Origin of the sequence: Roseibium sp., assembly GCF_965233565.1 — a bacterium.
Lineage (GTDB): Bacteria > Pseudomonadota > Alphaproteobacteria > Rhizobiales > Stappiaceae > Roseibium.
The window spans coordinates 3,083,962-3,108,228 of record NZ_OZ247494.1 but is presented as its reverse complement, the minus strand read 5'-3'; the positions used below and the strand labels follow the sequence as shown (position 1 = coordinate 3,108,228).

General features: G+C 60.3%; 21 protein-coding genes. 10 read left to right on the top strand and 11 right to left on the bottom strand.

The window, feature by feature from the left end:
- Positions 1 to 99 precede the first annotated feature (99 nt).
- The 5 genes from ACO6TG_RS14315 to ACO6TG_RS14295 all read right to left on the bottom strand — a co-directional run bounded on the left by ACO6TG_RS14315 (position 100) and on the right by ACO6TG_RS14295 (position 4,366).
- Positions 100 to 972, bottom strand: coding sequence for a sulfite oxidase heme-binding subunit YedZ (locus ACO6TG_RS14315; protein WP_422378786.1), 873 nt, complete (start codon positions 970 to 972; stop codon positions 100 to 102).
- Positions 973 to 1,104: 132 nt separating this feature from the next.
- A complete protein-coding gene (locus tag ACO6TG_RS14310) occupies positions 1,105 to 1,842 on the bottom strand; it encodes a substrate-binding periplasmic protein (protein WP_422378785.1) in 738 nt (245 codons plus the stop codon).
- Between the two features lie 286 nt (positions 1,843 to 2,128).
- Positions 2,129 to 2,734, bottom strand: coding sequence for a 3-isopropylmalate dehydratase small subunit (gene leuD, locus ACO6TG_RS14305; protein WP_094072967.1), 606 nt, complete (start codon positions 2,732 to 2,734; stop codon positions 2,129 to 2,131).
- Between the two features lie 22 nt (positions 2,735 to 2,756).
- Positions 2,757 to 3,707: an N-acetyl-gamma-glutamyl-phosphate reductase gene (gene argC, locus ACO6TG_RS14300; RefSeq protein ID WP_422378784.1), complete on the bottom strand. Its 951-nt coding sequence runs from the start codon at positions 3,705 to 3,707 to the stop codon at positions 2,757 to 2,759.
- 92 nt (positions 3,708 to 3,799) lie between these two features.
- The gene (locus ACO6TG_RS14295; RefSeq protein ID WP_422378783.1) at positions 3,800 to 4,366 is read right to left on the bottom strand and encodes a peroxidase-related enzyme; all 567 of its coding nucleotides are present in this window, start codon (positions 4,364 to 4,366) and stop codon (positions 3,800 to 3,802) included.
- A gap of 107 nt (positions 4,367 to 4,473) precedes the next feature.
- On the opposite strand from ACO6TG_RS14295, the gene ACO6TG_RS14290 reads away from it, so the two are divergent.
- Both ACO6TG_RS14290 and ACO6TG_RS14285 read left to right on the top strand, forming a co-directional pair.
- Positions 4,474 to 9,285 (top strand): NAD-glutamate dehydrogenase, encoded by a 4,812-nt coding sequence (locus ACO6TG_RS14290; RefSeq protein WP_422378782.1) that lies wholly within the window; start codon positions 4,474 to 4,476, stop codon positions 9,283 to 9,285.
- A gap of 246 nt (positions 9,286 to 9,531) precedes the next feature.
- The gene (locus ACO6TG_RS14285) at positions 9,532 to 10,911 is read left to right on the top strand and encodes an MFS transporter (RefSeq protein ID WP_422378781.1); all 1,380 of its coding nucleotides are present in this window, start codon (positions 9,532 to 9,534) and stop codon (positions 10,909 to 10,911) included.
- A gap of 7 nt (positions 10,912 to 10,918) precedes the next feature.
- On the opposite strand, the gene metW is transcribed toward ACO6TG_RS14285, so the two are convergent.
- The gene (gene metW / locus ACO6TG_RS14280) at positions 10,919 to 11,551 is read right to left on the bottom strand and encodes a methionine biosynthesis protein MetW (protein WP_422378780.1); all 633 of its coding nucleotides are present in this window, start codon (positions 11,549 to 11,551) and stop codon (positions 10,919 to 10,921) included.
- Between the two features lies 1 nt (position 11,552).
- On the bottom strand, positions 11,553 to 12,755 hold the full coding sequence (gene metX / locus ACO6TG_RS14275; protein ID WP_422378779.1) for a homoserine O-acetyltransferase MetX: 1,203 nt from the start codon (positions 12,753 to 12,755) through the stop codon (positions 11,553 to 11,555).
- 182 nt (positions 12,756 to 12,937) lie between these two features.
- Here metX and ACO6TG_RS14270 point away from each other — a divergent pair, with 182 nt between their 5' ends.
- The 3 genes from ACO6TG_RS14270 to ACO6TG_RS14260 are packed head-to-tail and all read left to right on the top strand — an operon-like array spanning position 12,938 to position 15,891.
- On the top strand, positions 12,938 to 13,804 hold the full coding sequence (locus ACO6TG_RS14270; protein WP_422378778.1) for a chorismate mutase: 867 nt from the start codon (positions 12,938 to 12,940) through the stop codon (positions 13,802 to 13,804).
- Positions 13,801 to 14,937 carry a histidinol-phosphate transaminase gene (gene hisC, locus ACO6TG_RS14265; RefSeq protein WP_422378777.1) on the top strand — a complete coding sequence of 379 codons (1,137 nt, stop codon included), beginning with the start codon at positions 13,801 to 13,803 and terminating at the stop codon, positions 14,935 to 14,937. The genes ACO6TG_RS14270 and hisC overlap by 4 nt, the downstream gene beginning before the upstream one ends.
- A gap of 9 nt (positions 14,938 to 14,946) precedes the next feature.
- Entirely contained in the window at positions 14,947 to 15,891 is a 945-nt protein-coding gene (locus tag ACO6TG_RS14260; RefSeq protein WP_422378776.1) for a prephenate/arogenate dehydrogenase family protein, read from the top strand.
- 168 nt (positions 15,892 to 16,059) lie between these two features.
- On the opposite strand, the gene ACO6TG_RS14255 is transcribed toward ACO6TG_RS14260, so the two are convergent.
- Positions 16,060 to 16,965 (bottom strand): polyprenyl synthetase family protein, encoded by a 906-nt coding sequence (locus tag ACO6TG_RS14255; protein ID WP_422378775.1) that lies wholly within the window; start codon positions 16,963 to 16,965, stop codon positions 16,060 to 16,062.
- A 155-nt stretch (positions 16,966 to 17,120) separates the two neighbouring features.
- On the opposite strand from ACO6TG_RS14255, the gene ACO6TG_RS14250 reads away from it, so the two are divergent.
- From ACO6TG_RS14250 to ACO6TG_RS14235, 4 genes are all read left to right on the top strand, one after another.
- Entirely contained in the window at positions 17,121 to 18,341 is a 1,221-nt protein-coding gene (locus ACO6TG_RS14250; protein ID WP_422378774.1) for a class I SAM-dependent methyltransferase, read from the top strand.
- Complete coding sequence (gene mtgA / locus ACO6TG_RS14245) at positions 18,328 to 19,071, top strand: monofunctional biosynthetic peptidoglycan transglycosylase (protein ID WP_422378773.1); 744 nt, start codon at positions 18,328 to 18,330, stop codon at positions 19,069 to 19,071. The genes ACO6TG_RS14250 and mtgA overlap by 14 nt, the downstream gene beginning before the upstream one ends.
- A 181-nt stretch (positions 19,072 to 19,252) precedes the next feature.
- Positions 19,253 to 19,438, top strand: coding sequence for a 50S ribosomal protein L32 (rpmF, locus tag ACO6TG_RS14240; RefSeq protein WP_094072957.1), 186 nt, complete (start codon positions 19,253 to 19,255; stop codon positions 19,436 to 19,438).
- Positions 19,439 to 19,656: 218 nt separating this feature from the next.
- Complete coding sequence (locus ACO6TG_RS14235) at positions 19,657 to 20,079, top strand: hypothetical protein (RefSeq protein ID WP_422378772.1); 423 nt, start codon at positions 19,657 to 19,659, stop codon at positions 20,077 to 20,079.
- Positions 20,080 to 20,429: 350 nt separating this feature from the next.
- Here the strand turns inward: ACO6TG_RS14235 and ACO6TG_RS14230 are convergent, their stop codons facing one another.
- Positions 20,430 to 21,068, bottom strand: coding sequence for a septation protein A (locus tag ACO6TG_RS14230; protein WP_422378771.1), 639 nt, complete (start codon positions 21,066 to 21,068; stop codon positions 20,430 to 20,432).
- A 140-nt stretch (positions 21,069 to 21,208) separates the two neighbouring features.
- Here ACO6TG_RS14230 and ACO6TG_RS14225 point away from each other — a divergent pair, with 140 nt between their 5' ends.
- A complete protein-coding gene (locus ACO6TG_RS14225) occupies positions 21,209 to 21,949 on the top strand; it encodes a DUF3299 domain-containing protein (RefSeq protein ID WP_422378770.1) in 741 nt (246 codons plus the stop codon).
- Between the two features lie 50 nt (positions 21,950 to 21,999).
- Here the strand turns inward: ACO6TG_RS14225 and phbB are convergent, their stop codons facing one another.
- Positions 22,000 to 22,728, bottom strand: coding sequence for an acetoacetyl-CoA reductase (phbB, locus tag ACO6TG_RS14220; RefSeq protein ID WP_422378769.1), 729 nt, complete (start codon positions 22,726 to 22,728; stop codon positions 22,000 to 22,002).
- Positions 22,729 to 22,846: 118 nt separating this feature from the next.
- Positions 22,847 to 24,028: an acetyl-CoA C-acetyltransferase gene (locus ACO6TG_RS14215; RefSeq protein WP_094074863.1), complete on the bottom strand. Its 1,182-nt coding sequence runs from the start codon at positions 24,026 to 24,028 to the stop codon at positions 22,847 to 22,849.
- Between the last annotated feature and the right edge of the window lie 239 nt (positions 24,029 to 24,267).

Genomic DNA, 24,267 nt, shown 5'->3' with positions numbered 1-24,267 from the left:
GACCCTGGCGCCCGGGGAAGCTGTCGGCCAGGCACCCAAGAACCGATGGTGTCCTGGCTCCTCGCTTGCGCGGAAGTGTGGCCGGGAAACGAAACTGCGCTAGGCCCGCTTCGGACGCAGCCTGGGCAAGACGAAGCCGGCCGCCTGCTGCAAGAGCGCGACAGTTGCAACACCAAACCCGATGATCCCGACCCAGACGGCCGGGCGGATGGTGAGCGAAATGTCGAAATTCGCCCAGAAGACCCTGTCCGCCGGAATGCCCGTGGCAAGCGCATACCAGGCATATTCAACGCCTGCAGTGGCCGCAGTGGCGGCAAGGGCGCATCCAGCCAGAACAAGGGGATTGGCCAGGTTCAGGCTGATCTTTGACGCGAGCCGGTAGGCCATCAGCAACAGGAACAGACCGGCCATCAGCGTCGGTTCGCTGACATCGGATTTCGATTGCAGGAAAAAGTGCACCAGAGCCAGTCCGGCGAGGAGATAAACGAGGCTGTGCAGGCGGTGCCAGTTTCGGCCGAGTTTGCGGATTGCCGTGTCGAAAGAGGTGGCGCCAAGGACCGCGAAGCCGACCAGCGCCGTGAAGCCGATGGTCAGGTAGACCCTTGCCAGGATTTCAGAAGCGACTTTCGACAGGTTCCACTGCTCCTCGGCCGCATAGAGGCCGAGATGAAGCAGCGCATAGGCAAGCACAGAAAGGCCGAGCATGCGCCGGAGACCGATGAGACGGTTCCACGAGAGGATCCGCCGCAGCGGGGTGATGGCCAGACTGATCATCAGGAACCGCACCGCCCACGTGCCGCTGGCATGAAGGGCGGCTTCAAAGGGCTCGGCAAGCACCGGCCCGAAGGCCAGGTCGTAGAAGATCCGAACCGCTGGCACGAGAAGCCCTATGAAAACCACAAGGCGCAACCAGGACAGCTGACCGCGGTGGTCGGTCCAGGGGGCGAAACGGAGGGCACTCAACTTTTGCATGTCAGCGGGTTTATCAAACAGCACCTGAAACTTCAGCCAACGAGTTTTCAAGCTTATGTGAGAGCTTAGCGACCGGTACATGTGATCCTGGCCGGTCTGACCTCACGCCGACTTCAGGGGCCGGTTCGAACGCTAATCCAGACCGATATAATTCTGCATGATCCCGTCGATCGTTCCATCGGCCTTGAGCTGCCGGATGACGGCATCATATCTCTCGGCAAGCCCTTCAATATCCGGGTAGCTCGAGTTCCTCGTAAAGACGTTGTAATAGGGTTTGGTCTTGATCGATTTGGGAAGTGGATAGACCTGATTGAGCTGGCCGGACTGCTTGAGGTCATACAGTGTGTTGATCGTGTTCAAGGGAACAGCATCAAATCTCCTGGCGAGCAGCTTGCCGATCTGAAGGTCGTTCGTTGCGGCCACATCAAAGTTCAGCCCGGCGTTCAGGAACTCTTCGGTGTAGGATATGTCGCGCGTGATGCCAATCAGCAAGCCGTCGAGATCCGCAAGCGTGTCAAATTTGATCCGGTCCTTGTCTTCCGACCGGATAAACAGGTTCCAGCTGATATCGACATAGGATTCAGTCGGATAGATCAGGTACTGTTCGCGCTCTGCATTTTTTGAGAAGACAAGCAGCATGTCTGCGCGCCCGTTACGGGCTTCCTGCTGAATGCGGGCGTCTGACGTGATGAATTCGACCTGGTAGGAAACACCCAGACGCTCAAAGACGGCATCTATGACCTCGATGTCGATGCCTTTCGGGATCCCATTGTCCTCGAACTTGAAAGGAGCTTGAGGATTGGCGATGACGATCAGATCGCGCTCCTGAGCAGAGGCTCCTGCCGAAGACAACAACGCGGCAAATGCCAATATAGTAATCATTCCAATAAAAGGTGATTTCGCTGTTTTTAAAGCCGAATTCATCTCGGGGTCCTGCAGACTTGTTGAGAGTGAGTGCTATAGGTGCAGCAGGCATCGTCAATGATTATCAAGAATAATAGTTATCAAAGCCCTGACCCAAGCGATGATAAAATGCTTGAGCGGGAGGGGTGTACTTAGGGAAAGTCGATATTCCGAGGTCAAACACAAAAAAGCATGCCGCCCGTTAGTCCTGGCGGCATGCTTTTCAAGTGGAATGCTCCGCAGAGCGAAGATCTTAGACCCAGGGGCGGTCGTTGCCCATCTGGCCCTCGAACGAGTCGATCTGCTCGGATTTTGCCATGGTCAGCCCGATATCATCGAGACCGTTGATCAGGCAGTGTTTGCGGAAATGGTCGATTTTGAAGGCAATATCGCCGCTCTCCAGGCCCTGGATTTCCTGGTTTTCCAGGTCGATCGTGAGCGTGAAGTTGGATCCGCGCTCGGCTGCGTGCAGCAGGGTTTCCAGCTCGTCTTCGGAGACCTCGATCGGCAGGATGCCGTTCTTGAAGCAGTTGTTGTAGAAGATGTCGGCAAAGCTGGTGGAGATCACGCAGCGAATGCCGAAATCGAGCAGAGCCCAGGGCGCATGTTCACGGGAAGAGCCACAGCCGAAATTGTCGCCGGCGATCAGGATCCTGGCGTCGCGATAGGCGGCCTTGTTCAGGATGAAGTCGGCGTTTTCCGAGCCATCGTCATTGGTGCGCATTTCATGAAACAGCGCCGTGCCGAGGCCGGTGCGCTTGATCGTCTTCAGGAATTGCTTCGGAATGATCATGTCGGTGTCGATGTTGACGATCGGCAACGGGGCCGCGACACCGGTCAGGGTTTCGAATTTTTCCATTTTTCTCTCCCGAAATGGTGGGTCAAGCCGCGAGGCTTGTGCTCTGGTCGACACCGAGCATCAGATTGAGGTTCTGAACGGCGGCACCGGAAGCACCCTTGCCCAGATTGTCATAGACACCGATGATCACGGCCTGGGCGCGTGCGTCATTGGCAAAGACGTGCAGGCGCAGCGTGTTGGTGTCGTTGAGGTCTTGCGGATCGAGGCTGTCGGCGCGTTCCAGGGCTTCCAGAGGAGCCACCTCGACAAAACCATTGGCAGTCGCCGCAAAATGGTCCGCCAGGGCCGCGTGCAGCTTTTCGCCGGTCGGCACCTTGTCGAGGCCGGCCAGGTTCAGCGGCACGACCGTCAGCATGCCCTTGTAGTAACTGCCGACGGACGGCGTGAACAGCGGTGCCTGGTCCAGCAGCGCGTATTCGGTCATTTCCGGCAGGTGCTTGTGATTGAAGCCGAGCGCATAGGGCGCGAAGACATTGGCCGCGTTTCCGGCGGCCTCGTAATCGGCAATCATGCCCTTGCCGCCGCCGGAATAGCCCGAAACGCCGTTATAGGTGAAATTGAAGCCGGCCGGCAGCAGGCCGGCGGCAATCAGCGGCCGCACGGAGGCAATCAGGCCCTGCGGCCAGCACCCCGGGTTGGCGACCCGCATGGCGGCCGCAATGACATCGCCCTGGTCGGAATCCATTTCGGCAAAGCCGTAGGCCCAGCCATCCGCAACACGATGCGCGCTGGACGCATCGATCACGCGGGTCGTGTCGTTCTCGATCAGCGCAACGCTTTCCTTGGCGGCCGCATCGGGCAGGCACAGGATCGCGACATCGGCCTTGTTGAGGAAATCGGCGCGGGCGGCCGGGTCCTTCCGGCTTTCCTCCGGAATGGAGATCAGCTCCAGGTCACGGCGCATGGCGAGGCGCTCGCGGATCTGCAGACCCGTCGTACCGGCTTCACCATCGATAAACACGCGCGCGACCATAGCCCGCTCCTCTCCTCAGTTTGCGAGTGAATTTCGACAGGGTCATACACCCAAACCACGGCGTTGTCACCGCCGGGGCAGGCGTCAAGAGCTCAACGGGCCCTTGAGTGATACTCATCATTCGGGCGCATGTCGGACGCGGCCGCGACCCGGTTGGACATGTTGAAGAACGCCGCTACCGAGGCAATGTCCCAGATGTCCCGGTCGGAAAAGCCCACATCTCGCAGCGCCTGCCGGTCGCTTTCCAGAATTTCCGCCGGCTTTTCCGTCAGTTTGACGGAGAAGTCCAGCATCACCCTTTGCCGGTCGGAGAGATCTGCCACGCGGTAGTTCATTACCATCAGCTCTCCGAGCACCGGATCACCCGAAAGTTCCCGCACAGCGGCGCCATGGGCGGTCAGGCAGTAAAAACAGCGGTTGACCGCAGATACCGCAACGGCAATCATCTCCCTCTCAAGCTTGCTGAGGCCGCACTCGGCCAGCATGAGGTCGTTGTACATGTCGGTGAAGGCACGCAGCTTCGTTTCGTCGAAGGCGTAGGCCTGGAGCACATTGGGCACCAGACCCAGTTTCTCCTCGCACAAGTCGAAATAGGCTCGCGTTTTTTCACTTAATGTTTCATTTGAATCGATTTGCAAGGCCGTGACTTTACTTGACAATTTGCTCCTCCCGTCATGAAACCTTCTATGTCGCCGCAATATGAACTTAAGTCTTAGAACGAGATGGCGACAGAGCCAAACCATACGATCGCCTAAGGGGATGGAAAATGCCGGACAAACACGACGTCGAGAAACTCAAACTCATCGACGCGGTCCAAGCAACCTTGAGCAAGGAAGATCCGGCGCTCGCCGATTTCTCCCGCGCCTTTTATGACCGGGGCGCCGCGGAGGACCTTGTCACTTACACGGCGGAAGACCTGATCGGTTTCGCCCGTGACGCCTGGCAGGATTTCCAGAACCACGATCTCGGCACGCATCGGGTCAGCATCGAAGACCCTTCTTTCAAGTCGCAAAGCAAAAAAACCAAGAGCCTGAGCGTCATTGAGATCGTCAATGACAACATGCCGTTCCTGGTCGATTCGGTGATGGACGAACTCCAGGACAGCAAACTGGAAGTGCATCTGGTTCTGCACCCGATTTTCATCGTCGAACGGGACGACAAGGGCAAGCTGACCTCGTCGGTTGCCCGCAAGAAGCCTGCAAAACGCACCGACCGGCAGGAAAGCCTGATCCATATCCACGTGACGCGGATCGATTCCGAAGGAACCCGCAACGAGTTGAAGGCACGGCTCGACAAGGTCCTGAACGACGTGCGGTCGGTAGTCACCGACTTCAAGCCGATGCAGGAGCGGCTTGCCGAAGCGATCGACACCTACAAGACCACACAGATCCCGGGCTCCAGCGACGAGCTCTGGGAAGCCATTCACTTCCTGGAATGGATGGAAAACGACAACTTCATCTTCCTCGGCATGCGCGAATACACCTTCGAGGGCGGCGTCGAAGAAGGGGAATTGTCCCCGCATAGCGGCACCGGGCTGGGTCTTCTGACCGATCCGGATGTGCGCGTGTTGCGCCGGGGGTCTGAATTCGTGCAGATCACGCCCGAGATCCGCGAATTCCTGAAAAAACCAGAGCCGCTGATCATCGCCAAGGCCAATGTGAAGAGCACCGTCCACCGGCGGGTTCACATGGATTATGTCGGGGCCAAGCTCTATGACGACGACGGCAACATGATCGGCGAGCTGCGCATTGTCGGTCTCTTTGCCTCCACGGCCTATACGGAGCCCACCAGCACAATCCCGTTCCTGCGCCGCAAGGTTGCCAGTGTTCTGGCCCGCGCCGGCTACGGGTCGGAGAGCCACTCCGGTCGCGCGCTCCGCAATGTTCTGGAAGCCTTTCCGCGCGACGAGCTGATCCAGATCGACCGGGACCGGCTCTACCACTTCGCCATTGCCATCCTGCAACTTGACGAACGGCCGCGTATCCGCGTGCTCTCCCGGCCGGACAAGTTCGACCGCTACGTCTCGATCCTGGTGTTCGTGCCGCGCGACCGCTATTCGACCGAAGTCCGCATCAATATCGGCACCTATCTGGCTTCCATATACGAAGGGCGCCTGTCCGCCTGGTACGTGACCTATCCGGAAGGCCCGCTGGCGCGGGTGCATTACATTGTCGGGCGCGACAAGGGAGAAACCCCGCAGCCGGAACAGGAAGAGCTTGAAGCGGCGGTTGCCGACATGGTGCGCACCTGGTCCGACAGTGTGCGCGACGCCCTGAAAAAGGAATTCGCAGCAGCCCAGGCGCGCACGCTTGCCGATCGTTATGCGCTGTCCTTTCATGGCGGCTACAAGGAAGTCTACAACGCCCAGTCGGCCCTGTTCGACATCGTCAAGCTCGAGACGCTGTCGGACCGCAACCCGACAACGATCACCTTCCATCGCCCGCAAGGGACGAAGGACAACCGGCTGGCGCTCAAGGTCTATCACCGAGGCTCACCGATCCCGCTCTCGGCCCGTGTGCCGATGCTGGAGAACATGGGCTTCCGGGTGATCAACGAGCGGACCTACCGCATCACCCCGGCCGATGCGCCGATGTCCTACCTGCATGAAATGACGCTGGAGGCGCGCAGCGGCGAGGACATTGCCTTTACCGACGAGCTGCAGTCACGCCTTGAAAGCATGTTCATGGCGGTCTGGTCCGCAAGGGCCGAAGATGACGGCTATAACCGTCTCGTGTTGACGGCCGATCTTGCCTGGCGCGACATCGCGGTGGTGCGCGCCCTGTCGAAATACCTGCGCCAGGCCGGCATCCGCTTTTCCGAAGACTACATGTGGTCGACGCTGAACAGCTATCCGGCCATCACTGCCAAGCTGGTGGAACTGTTCCATCTGCGCTTCAACCCGGATGTCACCGAGAAGGACAGGGATCTGGGAACGGAGCGTCTGGTCGGTGAACTGACCGCAAACCTGGAAGATGTTGCCAGCCTGGATGACGACCGCATCCTGCGCCGCTTCCAGAACACGATCGAATCCGTGTTGCGCACCAACTTCTACCAGCTGGACGAAAAGGGTCAGCCGAAGTCAGTCTTTGCCTTCAAGATCGACAGCCGTCAGATCGACGAGCTGCCGCAACCCCGGCCGTTCCGCGAGATCTTTGTCTACAGCCCGCGGGTGGAAGGGGTGCATCTCCGGTTCGGCATGGTCGCCCGTGGGGGCCTGCGCTGGTCCGACCGCCCGCAGGATTTCCGCACCGAAGTGCTCGGCCTTGTGAAGGCGCAGCAGGTCAAGAACGCGGTGATCGTTCCCGTTGGCGCCAAGGGCGGCTTCGTACCGAAGAACCTGCCGCCGATGAGCGATCGCGATGCCTGGTTCCAGGAAGGCACGGAAAGCTACAAGATCTTCATCAATGCACTGCTGGACGTCACCGACAATCTGGATGAAGACCAGATCCTGCCGCCGGAACGGGTGCAGCGTTTCGATGTGGACGACCCCTATCTGGTGGTGGCCGCCGACAAGGGAACCGCAACCTTCTCCGACACGGCCAACGGCATCTCCGAAGGCCGCAATTTCTGGCTGGGCGATGCCTTTGCCTCCGGTGGCTCTGCCGGCTACGACCACAAGAAGATGGGCATCACCGCGCGGGGTGCCTGGGAAGCGGTCAAGCGGCATTTCCGGGAGATGAACCGGGACATCCAGAGCGAACCCTTCACCGCAGCCGGTGTCGGCGACATGTCCGGCGACGTCTTTGGCAACGGCATGCTGCTCTCAAAGGCGACCAAACTGGTGGCGGCTTTCGATCACCGGGACATTTTCATCGACCCGGATCCGGATCCGGCCAAGACCTGGAAAGAGCGCAAGCGTCTGTTCGACATGGGCCGCTCGTCCTGGAAGGATTACAACACCAAGCTGATCTCCAAGGGCGGCGGCGTCTTTTCCAGGCAGCTGAAATCCATTCCGCTGTCTCCGGAAATCCAGAAACTGATCGACCTTCACAAGGCAAGCGCGACGCCGCAGGAAGTGATGACCGCCATCCTGAGGATGGAAGTCGACCTGCTCTGGTTTGGTGGCATCGGAACCTATATCCGGGCAACCACGGAAAACGACGCGGATGCGGGTGACCGCGCCAACGACCCGATCCGCATCACGGCACCGGAGCTGCGCACCAAGGTGATCGGCGAAGGCGCCAATCTGGGCCTGACCCAGCTGGCCCGGATCGAGTTCAACAAGAAGGGCGGGCGCTGCAATTCCGATGCGATCGACAATTCCGCCGGGGTGAATTCCTCGGACATGGAGGTCAATATCAAGATCGCGCTCGGCGCTGCGGTCAAATCCGGCAAACTGAACCTGGAGCAGCGCAACACGCTTTTGGCCGACATGACGGACGAAGTCGCCGACCTGGTCCTCAGAAACAACTATTTGCAGACATTGGCCATTTCCATGACCGAATTACGCGGGATGGAGGATTTCGGTTACCAGGTGCGCATGATGCGCCAGCTGGAACAAGCCGGCCTGCTTGACCGTGTGGTCGAGGAATTGCCGGACGAGGCGACGCTCGACGAGATGCGCAAGGTGGGGCAGCTTCTGACCCGTGCCGAGCTCGGCGTGCTTCTGGCCTATTCCAAGATCACGCTCTACGATTCGCTTCTGGAGAGCTCGGTTCCGGATGATGACTACCTGGCCCGTGAACTGTTCCGCTATTTCCCGGACCAGATGGCGACGACTTACCAGGACGAAATCAACGGCCACCGGCTGCGCCGGGAAATCATCGCCACCATGCTGGCCAACTCGATGATCAACCGGGGTGGTGCCACCTTCCTGACGCGGCTGCAGGACCAGACCGGTGCGACGCCGACTGAAATCGCGCAAGGTTTCGTCGCCGTGCGCAACAGCTATGACCTGACCGATCTCAACACCGAGATCGACGCGCTCGACACCAAGATCGACGGCGACCTGCAGCTGGAGCTTTATTCCGAAGTGCAGTCGCTGCTGCTCGGCCGTGTGGTCTGGTTCAAGCGCAACGTGTCCTTCGACAAGGGGCTGTCGGCGGTCGTTGAACGGTTCCGCTCCGGTATTGCCGCCCTGCGTGGCCGGCTGGAGAACCTGCTGCCGGAAGAACCGGCTGCCCAGCTGAATGCGCGCGCCGGCGAATATGAAGAGAAGGGCGTTCCGAAGGCGCTGGCCAAACGCATTGCCTGGCTGATGGCCGAAACAGCCATCCCCGACATCGTGATTGTCTCCGAGCAAACCGGATCCGATCTCGAAACGGCGGCAACGGCCTATTACAAGGTGGCGCATCACTTTCAGATCGGTGCCATGCATGCGCAGGCGAGCGACCTCAACGTCAACGACTATTATGATGGACTTGCGCTGGATCGAGCACGGGCGACCCTGTTCGGAGCACATCGTGCGCTGGCCATCCAGGCGGTCAAGGAAGGCGGTTTCGAGAGCTGGCTCGAACAGCACGAGTTTGAAGTCGCACGCAGACAGCGCGCGGTTGCCGAGATCCTTGACGGCAGCCTGAGCGTCTCCAAATTCTCGGTCGCAGCCAGCCTGTTGACGGAAATCTGCGGCACGGCCTGAGGCGATACAAATTCGTGACCGGCGGCCAATGAGAAAGCCGCCGGTTGCCACACGAGGCGAGAGCTTCACCACTTCCTCTTCCCTCATCCTGAGGAGGCGTGAATGCGCCGTCTCGCAGGACCGGCCGGTTTCACGAGCTTGCCGCCGATCTTTCGGGACGGGCTTTCCCCTCCTCAGGATGAGGTTAAATTTGTTGAGCCGCCGGAGATGTCTTTCTGTCGGCGCGCCTCGGAAGGTCCTTCGATTATGACAGACGCCGTCGACGATTCCTTCAAGACGACAGATCGGCGAGCAGTGCTGTCCTGGGCGTTGTTCGACTGGGCCGCACAACCGTTTTTTACGCTTGTGACCACCTTTGTATTCGCACCCTATTTTGCCTCCTCCCTTGCGGCGACGCCGGCGGAAGGACAGTCGCTGTGGGGGTTCGCGACGGCGGCAGCCGGGCTGGGTATTGCGATCACCGCACCGATCCTCGGCTCCATTGCCGATGCCACCGGTCGCCGGAAACGCTGGATCTTTGCGTTCTCAGTGCCCTTCGTCATCTGCTGCTGGGCCTTCTGGTTTGCAGCACCCGGCAATCCGGACGGCATCCTCATTGCCCTGATCGCCTTTGCCGTCGGCACCTTCTGCATCGAGGTCGCGACGGTCTTCAACAACGCCATGATGCCGACGCTGGTGCCGCCAGCCAGGGTCGGGCGCCTGTCAAGCTTTGGCTGGGCCATGGGCTATGTCAGCGGGCTCGTAACGCTGGTGATTGCACTCGGCTTTCTGGCGGCCCGGCCCGATACGGGCAAGACGCTTCTGGGCCTCGTGCCGCTGTTCGGGCTTGATCCGGCAACCGGTGAAGGCGACCGGGCCGTCGGGCCTTTTTCGACGCTGTGGTACCTGGTCTTTGTGCTGCCGCTGTTCCTGTTCGTGCCGGACGCGCCGCAGCAGGCAAGGTTCGGCGCTGCCATTCGCTCGGGTCTCAGGAGCCTCAGGGAGAGCCTTGCCCAGGCCCGGGCCAACAGGAACATCTTCCTGTTTCTGCTCGCCAACATGGTGTTCAAGGATGGCCTTGTGGCGCTCTTTGCCTTTGGCGGCATTTATGCAGCCGGCCAGCTGGGCTGGGGCTCGATCGAAATCGGGACATTCGGCATCATTCTGACCATCACCGGCACGCTGGGTCTCCTGCTTGGCGGCCCCATGGATGACCGCTTTGGCGCCAAGCCGGTGATCCTGTTTGCGCTGATCGTTCTGATGATCTGCGGTCTCGGCATGATATCCATCGACAAGACCACGGTCTTTTTTGTCATCAAGACGGCGGCCGCGCCGGAGGGGGTTCTGTTCGGATCGCTGCCGGAGAAGATGTTCATCGTTCTGGGAGGCATCATCGGGGCGGTCTCAGGCCCGCTCCAGGCCTCCTGTCGCAGCCTGCTCATTCGCCTCGCGCCACAGGAAAGCATCACCCAGTATTTCGGTCTGCTGGCCTTGTCGGGAAAAGTCACCAGCTTCCTGGCGCCGCTAGCGGTTGGCGTGGTGACAGCGATGACAGCCAGTCAGCCCGCCGGCATGTCTGTCATCCTGCTGTTTTTCGGAGTTGGCCTGATCTTGCTGATGCGGGTGCGGGAACGCGGGGCCGAATAGGGCTTTCCTAGCGCTTCAGCAGGAACACCGCCTGTTCGGCAACGATGTTCCAGATCCACCAGGGGGCGTTCACCGGGATCTCGTTGCCCCTGGCGCTGAGCGCGATGGCCTTTTCAACATCCGCGTCCAGCTCGCGGCACAGTTCGACGAAGTCACGCAACGAGCAGAAGTGAATGTTGGGCGTATCGTACCATTCGTAGGGCAGATATTTCGTCACGGGCATGCGGCCGCGGAAAAGAAGCTGGCCGCGGTTGCGCCAATGGGCGAAGTTCGGGATCGACACCACGACCTTCTTGCCGATGCGCAGCAGCTCGCTCATCACCTTTTTCGGTTCGCGGGTTGCCTGCAGCGTCTGGCTGAGGATAGCCACGTCAAAGGCCTGGTCGGGATAGTCGGATAGATCCGTGTCCGCATCGCCCTGGATAACCGAAAGGCCGCGGGCAACGCAGCGGTTCACCCCTTCCTGGGACAGCTCGATACCACGGCCGTCCACGTTGCGCTCGCGCGAGAGCAGGTCAAGCAATTCGCCGTCGGCGGAACCGATATCGAGAACGCGGGCTTTCTCCGGAACGAGCGATGCCACGACCTTGTGGTCGCCGCGCACTTCGCCGGGCAGCGTCTGTCTAGGCGCCAGGTTCATCTCAAATCTCCTCGCCCGGGGCCGGCAGGCCGCGCGCATGCGCTGCACCGGTCACGAAGCCCTGGATCGTGTCGAACATTTCAGGGACATCCAGCAGGAAGGAATCGTGCCCACGGTCGCTTTCGATCTCGACAAAGGAGACGTTGGCGGCCGCGGCATTGAGCGCTCGAACGACCTGACGGCTTTCAGAGGTCGGGAACAGCCAGTCGGAGGTGAAGGACATGACGCAGAACCGGGTTTCGGTGTCCTTGAAGGCGTTTGTCAGAGACCCGCCGAATTCTTCGGCAAGATCGAAATAGTCCATCGCCCGGGTCACATAGAGATAGGAATTGGCGTCGAACCGGTCGACAAAGGTCATGCCCTGGTGCCGCAGATAACTCTCGATCTGGAAATCGGCGTCAAAGCCGAACGTCTTGCTGTCCCGGTCCTGCAGATTGCGTCCGAATTTCTGATGAAGGGACTCGTCGGACATGTAGGTCACGTGGGCCGCCATGCGGGCCACGGCGAGACCCTTGGTCGGGCGGATGCCTTCCGAGATGTAACTTCCGCCGCACCAGTTGGGGTCCGCCATGATCGCCTGACGTCCGACTTCGTGAAAGGCGATGTTCTGTGACGTGTGCCGGGCGGCGGCTGCGATCGGGATCGCCGAAAACACGCGCTCCGGATAGCTCGCGGCCCACTGCAACACCTGCATGCCGCCCATCGATCCGCCTACCACGGCAAACAGCGTGTCAATGCCAAGATGGTCGACCAGGCGGGCCTGGGCGCGAACCATGTCGCGGATGGTGATCACGGGAAGATCCAGGCCATAGGCCTTGCCCGTTTCAGGGTTGATCGTTGCCGGGCCGGTGGTGCCGAGACATCCGCCCAGCACATTGGCGCAGATCACGAAATAATGGTTCGTGTCGATCGGCTTGCCGGGGCCGACCATCAGGCTCCACCAGCCGGGCTTGCCGGTCACGGGATTGGTGGAGGCCACATATTGATCGCCCGTCAGGGCGTGGCAAACGACAATCGCATTGGAGTTGTCCGCATTGAGCGTGCCGTAGGTTTCGTAGGCGATCTGCCAGGGGGCAAGCCGAACGCCGGAATCAAGCTCAAGCGGCTGTTCTGCCGAAAACCGGGCAAGCTTGCTGGACGGCGAAACGGCTTCGCCTGCTTTTTGATCTTCCGGTGTTGCTGGACGGGATGTGTCTGCGGACATGGCTCTTTATGTATGTGTTCGTCCCCGTTAGGGAAGGTTTTGATTTCCTTCCTAGGGTGCGGAGACCGGAAGGGCGACCTAGCCGTGGCCTGCGGCTTGAGTCAACGTTTTCTTTTGCCTTTGTGGCGCCACCCGCCTATGACTATGCGCCGCTGACTGACTAAGAAAATCGGAATTTCCTCATGCCGCAACTGCCCGACGGCGGTCTGTCTCTGGAAGACCTGCGAAGCCAGGTCGACGAGATCGACGAGCGCATTCACACCGCCCTGATGGAGCGCGCCCGCGCCGAAGCCGGTATACAGGCTGCCCGCAAGGCCGCCGGTGGTGGCGCCCTGCTGTTTCACCCCGAGCGCGATGCGGATCTGATGCGCCAGATGGTCGAGCGGCACCGCGGAGATCTGCCCCTGGCCACGGTCGAGCATTTGTGGCGGGATCTCATCTGCGCCTGCACCAATCTGGAAGCGGCAACTGCCGTGCATCTCGATGGCAGCGCCGAATTGATCGAGATGCTGGATCTTGCCCGCTTTTATTTCGGCTTCTCGGTGGATCTTGTCCCGGCGGCAGATGCGGCGGACGTTGTCGGAGCGGTTGCAGCGTCAGAAGACGACCTTGGCCTCGTGGCCCTGACGGATCGGGCGGAGCTGCCCTGGTGGCGCGGCCTCAGCGAGGCCGGCGCCCTTGTGCGGGCCCGCCTGCCCTTCGTGGTTCTGGACGAACGCCCCGCGGATTTGCCCGCTCTTGTACTGGCCAAGGCGGACAGCATGATCGACAACGCCGACATTGCGGTTTATGACGCCCGCTGGTCTGACATTCTGCCCGGCCGGCTGATGGACCAGGGCATCGAGGTGCTCAGTTTCTTCCGGTCGGCAAGCGGTGTTGATGCGCTGCTGGCGATTTCGGGTGAGTTGAATGAAGAGGATGTCCGCAAGGCCTGTGCCGACGCCGGCGCAGAACCGGATGTCCTGAAACCTGTTGGCGGGTATGCGGCGCCCATCGACGGTGACCCTGAAGTGAGTTTTGCTGCAGAGGACGAGGAGCCTCAGGAATGAACGAGATGAGCACAGTGACTGAAGCCGACGGCACCCAGAAAACCCGTCCGCAGCCGAAAGCAGGCGTTCTTGACATTGCGCCTTATGTTCCGGGCAAGTCGAAAGGCTCGCACGGCAAGACCGTTCACAAGCTTTCCTCCAATGAAACCCCGATGGGCACCAGCGCGGCCGCCAGGGCGGCGATTGAAACCGTCGCGCAGAACCTGGAACTTTATCCCGACGGGGGGGCGACGGAACTCAGGGACGCGATTGGCGAGGTCTATGGCCTCAATCCGGACCGGATCATCTGCGGCGCCGGTTCTGACGAGGTGCTGTCGCTGCTGGCCTACGGCTATCTGGCGCCGGGCGACGAGGCGATCTACTCCCAGCACGGTTTTGTTGTCTATGACATCGCCATCCGGGCAGCCGGGGCAACGCCTGTCGTCGCGCCGGAAAAGGACCTGAAGACGGATGTGGACGCCATTCTGGAGCGCGTCACCGACCGGACCAAGATGGTGTTCATCGCCAACCCGAACAATCCGACCGGCACCTATCTGCCGTTCGAGGAAGTCAAGCGCCTGCAGGAGAACCTGCCGGCCCATGTGCTCCTGGTGCTGGACGCCGCTTACGCGGAATATGTGCGCAAGAACGACTATGAGAGCGGTCTGGAACTGGCAGCAACGTCCGACAATGTCGTCATGACCCGGACCTTCTCCAAGATTTACGGCCTTGCCAATTTGCGTGTCGGCTGGGGCTTCGGTCCGGCGCATGTGATTGATGCGCTCAACCGGATCCGTGGCCCGTTCAACATGAACGGCATGGCGATCGCCGCCGGCATTGCAGCCGTGCGCGACCGCGATTTCGTCACGAAGTCCATCGAGCACAACGAGATCTGGCTGCCTTTCGTTACCGAAGAGCTTGAGAAGCTCGGTCTGACAGTGACCCCGAGCGTCGGCAATTTCGTTCTGGTGCATTTCCCGGATGAAGACGGCAAGCGGGCGAAGGACGCCGATGCCTACCTGCTGGAGCGCGGTTGCGTTCTGCGCATGGTCGCCAATTACGGCCTGCCCAATTCCATTCGCATGACCATCGGCTCGGAAGACGCCAACCGGACGGTCATTGCACACCTGAAAGACTTTCTGGGACAGAATTAAACAATCCACATGACTGCTGCCCCCCTTTTTGAGCGCATGGCGCTGATCGGCATCGGCCTGATCGGCTCCTCCCTCGCACAGGTCGCGCGCCAGCGCGGCCTGGTCAAGGACATCGCGATTTCCACCCGCTCGCCTGCGACCCTGCAACGGGCCGAGGAACTGGGGCTTGGCGATGTCTATGAGCTTGATGCGGCACGGGCTGTCGAAGGGGCTGATCTGGTCATCCTGTGTGTGCCGGTCGGCGCCAATGAATCGGTGGCCAAATGGATCGCACCGGCGCTCAAGCCGGGGGCTATCCTGACCGATGTCGGCTCCACCAAGGGATCGGTGGTCGATCAGGTCTCCCCCTTCGTGCCGGAGGGCGTTCATTTCATTCCGGGTCACCCGATTGCGGGTACGGAACAGTCCGGGCCGGATGCGGGTTTTCCGACCTTGTTCGACGACCGCTGGTGCATTCTGACACCGCCGGAGGGGACAGACGGTAAGGCGGTCGACAGGCTCAGTGCCTTCTGGCGCGCCTGCGGCTCCGATGTCGATACGATGGATCCCAAGCATCATGACCTGGTGCTTGCCATCGTGTCGCACCTGCCGCATCTGATCGCCTACAACATTGTCGGCACGGCGGATGATCTTGAGGCGGTCACCAAATCAGAAGTGATCAAGTACTCAGCGTCAGGTTTCCGCGACTTTACGCGTCTGGCGGCCTCCGACCCGACCATGTGGCGCGACGTCTGCCTGAACAACAAGGACGCGATCCTGGAGATGCTGGCGCGTTTCTCGGAGGATCTCTCCGCCCTGCAGCGGGCCATTCGCTGGGGGGACGGGCAGATGCTGTTCGAACTCTTCACGCGCACGCGCAGCATCCGGCGTTCGATCATCGAGGCCGGCCAGGAAACCGATGCGCCCGATTTCGGTCGTCACGGCGCCGGCAATCCGGATGGTCCGGCGGAATAGGCCGGTTGATTTTCACCGCCTTGATTGATGGCAGGGGTCGCAGCGTCTGAACGTGTTTCGACCTTATCCTGAGGAGGGCCGGCAGGCCCGTCTCGAAGGATCGATTTCGTGCGCTGGAACAAGCGCGCTTCCTCAGGATGAAGCAGAGCCGGTAGCGAAATAGGTGCCTCAGCTCGTCCGGCTGACGATGAACCCGGCCAGGGCGGCCAGGGTGTCCGCGCGCTGGCCATAAGGGGCCAGGAGACGCTCGGCTTCCTGCTGCAGGCGGACAAGTTCCGCTCGCGTCTTCGTCACACCCCAGAGACCTACCAGCGTTGCCTTTCCGGCCTCCGCGTCCTTGCCGGTCGCCTTGCCCATTGTTTCCGCGCTGGCCTCAACGTCCAGCAAATCGTCTGCAAGCTGAAAGGCCAGGCCGATCACTTCGCCAAAACGGGTCAGCCGGTCGATGTCGGTGTCCGAGGCGTCCGCAAGGCGTGCACCGGCGCGGCAGGCGAAACGCAGCAGGGCGCCGGTTTTCATGGCCTGCAGCTGACGGATTTCGGCTTCTGTCCGGTCGCGGTGCTCCGACTCAAGGTCAAGCATCTGTCCGCCGGCCATGCCGCCAAGTCCGGCCGCACGGGACAGGTCACGCGACAGCGCCAGGCGAATGCCCGGATCCTTGTGCACCGCTTCGTCTGTAATCACGTCAAAGGCCAGGGTCAGCAGCGCATCGCCAGCCAGGATGGCAGTGGCGTCGTCAAAGGCCTTGTGCACGGTCGGCTGGCCGCGGCGCAGATCATCATCGTCCATGGCCGGCAGGTCGTCATGCACAAGCGAGTAGCAATGGACGAGTTCCAGGGCACAGGCCGCCTTGAGGACGCCGTCATCGACACGGCCGAACAGTTTGGCGGTCTCAAAGACCAGCACCGGCCGCAAGCGCTTGCCGCCATTGAGGGCGCCGTGGCGCATCGCTGCCAGCAGCCGGTCCGGGCGGGCTGTCTCGCCGGGAAGGACGCGTGTGTTGAGCACGTCCTCCAGGGCGGCCTCGATGTAACGGCCACGTTGTGCCAGGTGCTGTTTCAGGTCAAAGGTCACGATGGGCTCCGGACGGGGTCGCTGTTGCCTATAACTTTTTTAGACTACGGGTTTCCCTGAGACCTATTGGCTGTATCGTCAAGGCTCGAATTTGAAAAAGTGTCCTGTGCTCCGGCACGGGTCGATTTCGGTTAAGGCCATTTGGAGTTAAATTCATGAAATTGCTTTCCGGCTTGCTGCGACGTTTCATTGTTCGTGGCCGAATGCGCGTCATCGATACCATTGGGACGGTGCATGAATTTGGCTCGGGTGCCGATGGGCCGACAGTGACTATCAGACTGCACGACAAAGCGCTCTATCGCTCTCTCTTTCTCAATCCCGAGCTCGCTGCCGGCGAAGCCTACATGAACGGTACGCTGACCATGGAAGATGGCTCGACCTGCTATGATTTCATGTATCTTTTTTCCATCAACCGGGCACCGCTCGGCGCGCATCCTGTACAGGGGTTGTTGCGCCGCGGCTGGAAAGCCATGCGCCGGCGTCAGCAGAAAAACAGTGTCGAACGGGCAAAGGCACAGGCGCGGCATCACTATGATCTGTCGACGGAGCTTTATCGGCTCTTTCTGGATGACGGGCTCAATTACAGTTGCGCCTACTACACCACGCCGGACCAAGCGCTGGAGGCGGCACAGGACGCCAAGTTGACCCATCTTGTGGCCAAGCTGGACCTCGTTCCCGACATGGAGGTTCTGGAAATCGGAGGCGGTTGGGGGTCGCTCGCCATCCGCATGGCAGAAGCCGGCGCACGTGTGACGTCGCTGAACGTGTCTCCGGAACAGGTGAAGATCGCGCAAGAAAGAGTGAAGGCTGCCGGGCTGGAAGATCGGGTGACATTCGTCCTGAAGGATTACCGTGAATTTGAAGGCAAGTTTGATCGGGTAATCTCCGTCGGCATGATGGAACATGTCGGAATCGGGCATTTGGACGCGTATTTCGGACAGATCCGGGATTGTCTGACGGACAGCGGGTATGCGGTCATTCACTCCATCGGTCGCATGACACCTCCAGGCACGACCGGACCATTCATCCGGAAGTATATTTTTCCAGGCGGTTACGTGCCGGCCCTGTCGGAAGTCTTTGCCTCGACAGAGCGGCTCGGGTTATGGGTCTGCGATGCCGAAATCCTGCGACTGCATTACTACTATACCATTCGGGACTGGCGGCGGCGGTTCGAGGACAAGAGGTCAGAAGCCGCATCCCTGTACGACGAAGCGTTCTGCCGGATGTGGGAGTTTTATCTCTGTGCGGTCGAACTGGGTTTTCTGCATGGTTCGAACATGGTCTTTCAGCTTCTTGTGTCAAAGGAACGGGATGCCGTGCCGATCCTGCGGGACTTTATCGTCGACAATGAACGGACACTGAATGGCAAGGGTTAAACCTGCACGGGGCAGCGGGCCCGGTTCTGGCGGGACTGCGCGCGGTAAGCGGAGTTTCCTGGGCGGTCTTCGCAAACGGCTGCTTCAGCTTCTGCTCGTCATCATTTTGCTGCCACCGGTTCTGACGGTTGTCTATTCGGTCGTGCCGCCTGTGAGCACGCTGATGATCGGGCGCTACGTCCAGTTTCTGTGGGTCGACCGGCAATGGGTGCCGCTGGAAGAGATCTCTCCCAATCTGGTGAAGTCCGTGATCACCTCCGAAGACAGCGGCTTTTGCACAAATGACGGTGTCGAATGGAGCGCACTGCAGGACCAGGTCGAAGCTTTGAGCGAAGGCGAGAGGCCGCGCGGCGCCAGCACCATCACAATGCAAACCGCCAAGAACCTGTTTCTGTGGGGGGACCGGTCCTACATCCGCAAGGGTCTGGAATTGCCGCTGGCCCTGATGCTGGATGCGATCCTGACCAAAAAACGTGTTCTTGAGATCTATCTCAACGTTGCCGAATGGGGCGAAGGCATTTTCGGGGCCGAAGCTGCCGCGCAAGCCTGGTTCGGCAAGCCGGCCAGCGCGCTGACGCGCACCGAGGCCGCCCGGCTTGCGACCGCGCTGCCCAATCCGCTTGGTCGCAATCCGGCAAAACCGAGCAATGGGCATAGACGCCTGGCGGCCACAAACCTGGCCCGGGTGAAGGGCGCGGGCCCGATTTTCGGCTGTGTTCTGGGGAAATGAGCGCGTCAGGCTGGTGCGTTCAATCGGCTTCGGCTAGATAGACCAAGAAAATTTTGTCTATGGGGTGGCAAAACGCTGGCGTTGCCTGTATAACGCCGCGCATTCCAACACGTTGCGTGACGCCACGCCCCGGGCTGACCCGGTCCGGGCCGCGCTGTTATGGACCACGGAGAAAAGAAAAATGGCCGTTCCAAAGAGAAAAACCTCGCGCTCCAAGCGCGGTTTTCGCCGTTCCGCGGACGCCCTCAAGCAGCCGACTTACGTCGAGGACAAGGATTCGGGCGAACTGCGCCGTCCGCATCACGTTGACCTGAAGACCGGCATGTACCGGGGCCGTCAGATCCTTACCGCAAAGGACGAAGCGTAACACCCCTCTGCCTTCAGCTGTTGAAGGCAGGCCGGTTTATGGCTTCGATCCCGATCGGTGGATCGCCGCATGGCAAAACAAGATTGAGGCTGACCTTGTTCCGACAGGTCGGCCTTTTTCTTTGTCTAGTTGCCGGCGTGCCTTGAAACTGCTTTCAAGATCGTGTCAGCTCGCCGCCACCACCGGTCTGCGCCGGTCTAATTTTCCGGGAGCTTTTCATGCGTCTGTTTTCCGCCATTCCATTCACGCTGTTCTCGCTGCTGATCTACAACGCGCTGGCCTTTACCACAGGCTCGGCGGACGCCGGTTTCTGGTCCCAGCCGCTGGTCACGATCGACATGGTCTCCGGAGCGACTTTCCAATTGCTCACCAGCGACGTCCTGATCACCGTCGGCCTGTTTTTCCTGTTCATTGAAATTTTGAAAGCGACCCGCATCGGCACCACGGCACTGCTGGACCACATGTTTTCCGTTCTGGTGTTCGTGGCCTATCTGGTGGAGTTCCTGGTGCTGCCGCAAGCGGCCACGTCGCTGTTCTTCATCCTGATGGCGATTTCGCTGATCGACGTGATTGCCGGGTTTTCCATCTCGATCACGGGCGCCCGCCGGGATGTCTCCTTTGGCCATGGCGAGATGCATTGAAGGCGGGCACCACCTTCACCGTTGTCATCCCGGTTTGGCGTTGCCAAGACCGGGATCCAGTAAACATCTGATCTGGAACTGGACCTGGCAAGCGCGGCCCATAAGGCAATTTCCGCCCGGGAGTACTGGATCCCTGCCTTCGCAGGGATGACAACCGGGGCCCGCAGCCTTGCTGCACTTGTCCGGAATGACAGAGCGGAATCCCGTTTCTGTTTGCGGTCCCCAGCGCAGCGCAGAGTAGGCCCGCGAGTTTCAGGCAGAAGCTGGTTGCCCACTCACAGCCGATTTTGAGGCTTCCTGGGTGCCCGCTTTCGCGGGAACGACCACTGCAGGAACAGTCCGAAGGCCCCTCAGGCCTCGCCTTCTTCCACGATGGCGTGTTTCTGGATCAGGGGCAGCTGGGTCAGGGTGAAGACCAGGGTGATCGGCATGATGCCGAACACCTTGAAGCTGACCCAGAAATCGGTTGAGAAGCTGCGCCATACGATCTCGTTGATGATGGCCAGAACGAAGAAGAAGACGCCCCAGCGGAACGTCAGCTTGCGCCAGCCTTCGTCGGTCAGCTTGAAGGCGCTGTCAAAGACGTAACCAAGCAGCGCCTTGCCGAACAGGAGCCCACCTAGAAGGACGGAACCGAACAGGCAATTGACGATGGTCGGCTTCAGCTTGATGAATAACTCGTCATGCAGCCACAACGTCAGGGCGCCGAAGACCAGAACCACAACACCGGAAACAAGTGGCATGATCGGCAGTCGCCTGGTCAGCCAGAGCGAGACGACCAGTGAGATCGTTATGGCGACCATGAAAGCGGCCGTTGCCAGGAAGATCGGTTCACCGATTGTCTGCAAGACCGGAAACGCCTCTGCAATCTGTTCGCCCCGGGAATTGAACAGGAAAAAAATCCCAAGCGGTCCCAGTTCCAGCGCCAGCTTCAACAGCGGCGACAGTTCCTTGCGGGTCGGATCGTTCGGGGCGTGTTCGAATTCCATGTGTGTGAATGCTCCGCGTTTTGTTACCGGGAGATAGGGGCAGGAAGGCGCATGGGTCAAGGGGCAGGGCTGCTCAATGTCTGCAAAGATGGTAAACCTTGCGCTATGGGGCCCGTGAAATTGGCCAGGAGAAGGATCTCGTGACACGCTGTCTTGTCTGTTTGCTGATGATGCTGCTGTCCGCGTCTGCGGCTTTGGCCGCAACGGCGGTGGAATGGGCAGATCTCAAGGATCCGGCATCTGCTTCCTTCGATGATCCGTTTGCAGCCCTCAGTGTGTATGACCTTCGGTCCCTTGGAACCATCTTGCGCTTGCGGCTGCGACTTGAAGAGGAAGGTATTGCCGCCGAGACGCGGGCCGGGATCGAACAGCGTTTGCGGTCCGAGGAGGCCAGGCTCGTTGCAGCTGGTATTGATGTCGACGGCCTGTTGTCGCAACGGCTGGAGATCGCCAGGAAAAGGGCCGCCGCCGCAATGGCAGGCAATCCTGACGTTGCCGGTCGCGAAATTGTCATTACCGGCTACGTGATCCCGGTGGCGGGGCCGGATGGCCGGGCGACAACCGGGTATCTCGTTCCCGGGGCCGGCATGTGCAGTCATATGCCGGCACCGGACCCCAACCAGATGATCCGTTATTCTCTCAAGACAGACTGGGAGGCGGATTACGTGTATGAACCCGTGCAGCTGATCGGCACTCTGTCGCTGGAGACGACCAGCCAGGAAATAACCTTGCTGGACGGTCAGATCGACATGCTGGCCTCGTTCCAGATGGATGTCACTGAGGCGCGCAGTCTCGACCGGGATACCCGGCCGGAGCCAAGGAACCGTCTCTTTAACTTCTTCAAGGGCCGGCAGGCTGACGACGCTGTGCGCGGCCAATAAAAAAGGCGCTCCATAGGGAGCGCCTTTTCACAGCTCAATTGCGCTGATGATCAGCCATTGGCGAGATACTGGCCGCCATTGATTGTCATGACCGCACCGGTCATGAAACCGGCCGCGTCGGAAGCGAGATACACCACCGTCTGGGCGATTTCTTCCGGATGACCGAGGCGGCCGACCGGAATGTTGGAGACGATCGACTCCAGCACCTTTTCCGGCATGGCGGCGACCATGTCGGTGTTGATGTAGCCCGGGCAGACGCAGTTGACCGTGATGCCCTTGAAGGCGTTCTCCTGCGCGAGTGCCTTGGTGAAGCCGATCACGCCGGCCTTGGCTGCGGAGTAGTTGGTCTGGCCCATCTGACCCTTCTGGCCGTTGATGGACGAGATGTTGATGATCCGGCCCGAGCCGCGTCCGCGCATGCCGTTGATGACCGGCTTGGTCATGGTGAACATGCTGTCGAGGTTGGTGGACATCACCGCCCGCCACTGGTCGAAGTCCATCTTGTGGAACATGCCGTCGCGGGTGATGCCGGCATTGTTGACCAGGACTTCCACCGGACCCAATTCATCTTCCACCTGGGCAATGCCCGCAGCACAGGCGTCAGGATCGGAAACGTCCCACTTGTAGACGTGGATGCCGGTCTCGGCCTTGAAGGCTTCCGCCTTTTCGGTGTTGCCGGCATAAGTGGCCGCCACTGTGTAGCCAGCGTCTTTCAGGCCCCGCGAAATTGCTTCGCCGATACCGCGCGTGCCACCCGTGACCAATGCGACCTTGCTCATTCCCCTTCCTCCTGACTTCCGGTTTCGGGCCCTTCGGACCTCGAGGTTTTTGAACGTACGATTCGTTCAGTCTTCATGGCCGGCGTGAACCGGCCATGATCTCGCTGTGTTGGGGCGCTTAGCGCTCCAGGCACATGGCGACGCCCATGCCGCCGCCGATGCAGAGCGTTGCGAGGCCTTTCTTGGCATCGCGTCGCTTCATTTCATGCAGCAGGGTGCAGAGAATGCGGGCGCCGGATGCACCGATCGGGTGACCGATCGCGATGGCGCCGCCATTGACGTTGACGATCTCCGGATCCCAGCCCATGTCCTTGTTCACGGCACAGGCCTGTGCGGCAAAGGCTTCGTTGGCCTCTACCAGATCCAGATCGGAGGCCGACCAGCCGGCCTTCTCCAGCGCCTTGCGGGACGCCGGGATCGGACCGGAGCCCATGATCGCCGGGTCGACACCGGCCGTTGCCCAGGAGGCGATGCGTGCCAGCGGGGTCAGGCCGCGCTTTTCGGCTTCGGCTGCGCTCATCACAACGAGGGCGGCGGCGCCGTCATTGATGCCGGATGCGTTGGCCGCGGTGACGGACCCTTCCTTGGTGAAGGCCGGACGCAGTTTGGCGACGCTTTCAAGGGTGGCGCCGTGGCGGATGTATTCGTCGTCCTCGACGACGCGCTCGGACTTGCGTTCCTTGACGGTCACCGGGGTGATTTCGTCCTTGAACTTGCCGGCCTTCTGGGCCGCTTCCGCCTTGTTCTGGGACGCAACGGCGAATTCGTCCTGCTGCTCGCGGTTGATCTGCCACTTCTCGGCAACATTCTCGGCGGTCTGGCCCATGTGATAGCCGTTGAAGGCGTCCCACAGACCGTCCTTGATCATGGTGTCGATCATCTTGTAGTCGCCCATCTTGTAGCCGTTGCGCATGTGGGCGGCATGGGTGGAGAGCGACATGTTTTCCTGGCCGCCTGCCATCATCACGGTGGCGTCGCCCGCCTGGATTTGCTGCGCTGCAATGGCAACGGTGCGCAGGCCCGAGCCGCAAACCTGGTTGAGGGTCCAGGCCGTGGCGCTGTCGGGAATGCCAGCCTTGATGGCAGCCTGGCGGGCGGGGTTCTGGCCCTGGGCGGCTGTCAGAACCTGACCGAAGACCACTTCATCCACGTCCGCCGCATCGACACCGGCCTGCTCAAGAGCTGCTTTCATGACGATGGCGCCAAGATCATGGGCCGGCATGTTGGCAAAAGAACCATTGAAAGACCCGACCGGCGTGCGGGTCGCGCTGACAATGACGATATCGGTGGAAGCGCTCATCATACTCTCCAGGACTTGAGGTCGATCGACCTTAGTAGACTGGTGCCGCAGGGGCACCTTTGATCCCAATTGATGCAAGGACTAGAAACTGCACCAGCAGGTCGTGTCAACCGTATCAGCCCTTATCAGCGACCTGTTTTCGCATTTGCGGCATTATCCTTTCGTCACTGCACATAAAAAGGGTGGCACGATCCGATACGATTGGCTTAGTCTCTTAGTCGGAGGAGATGACAAGCCTG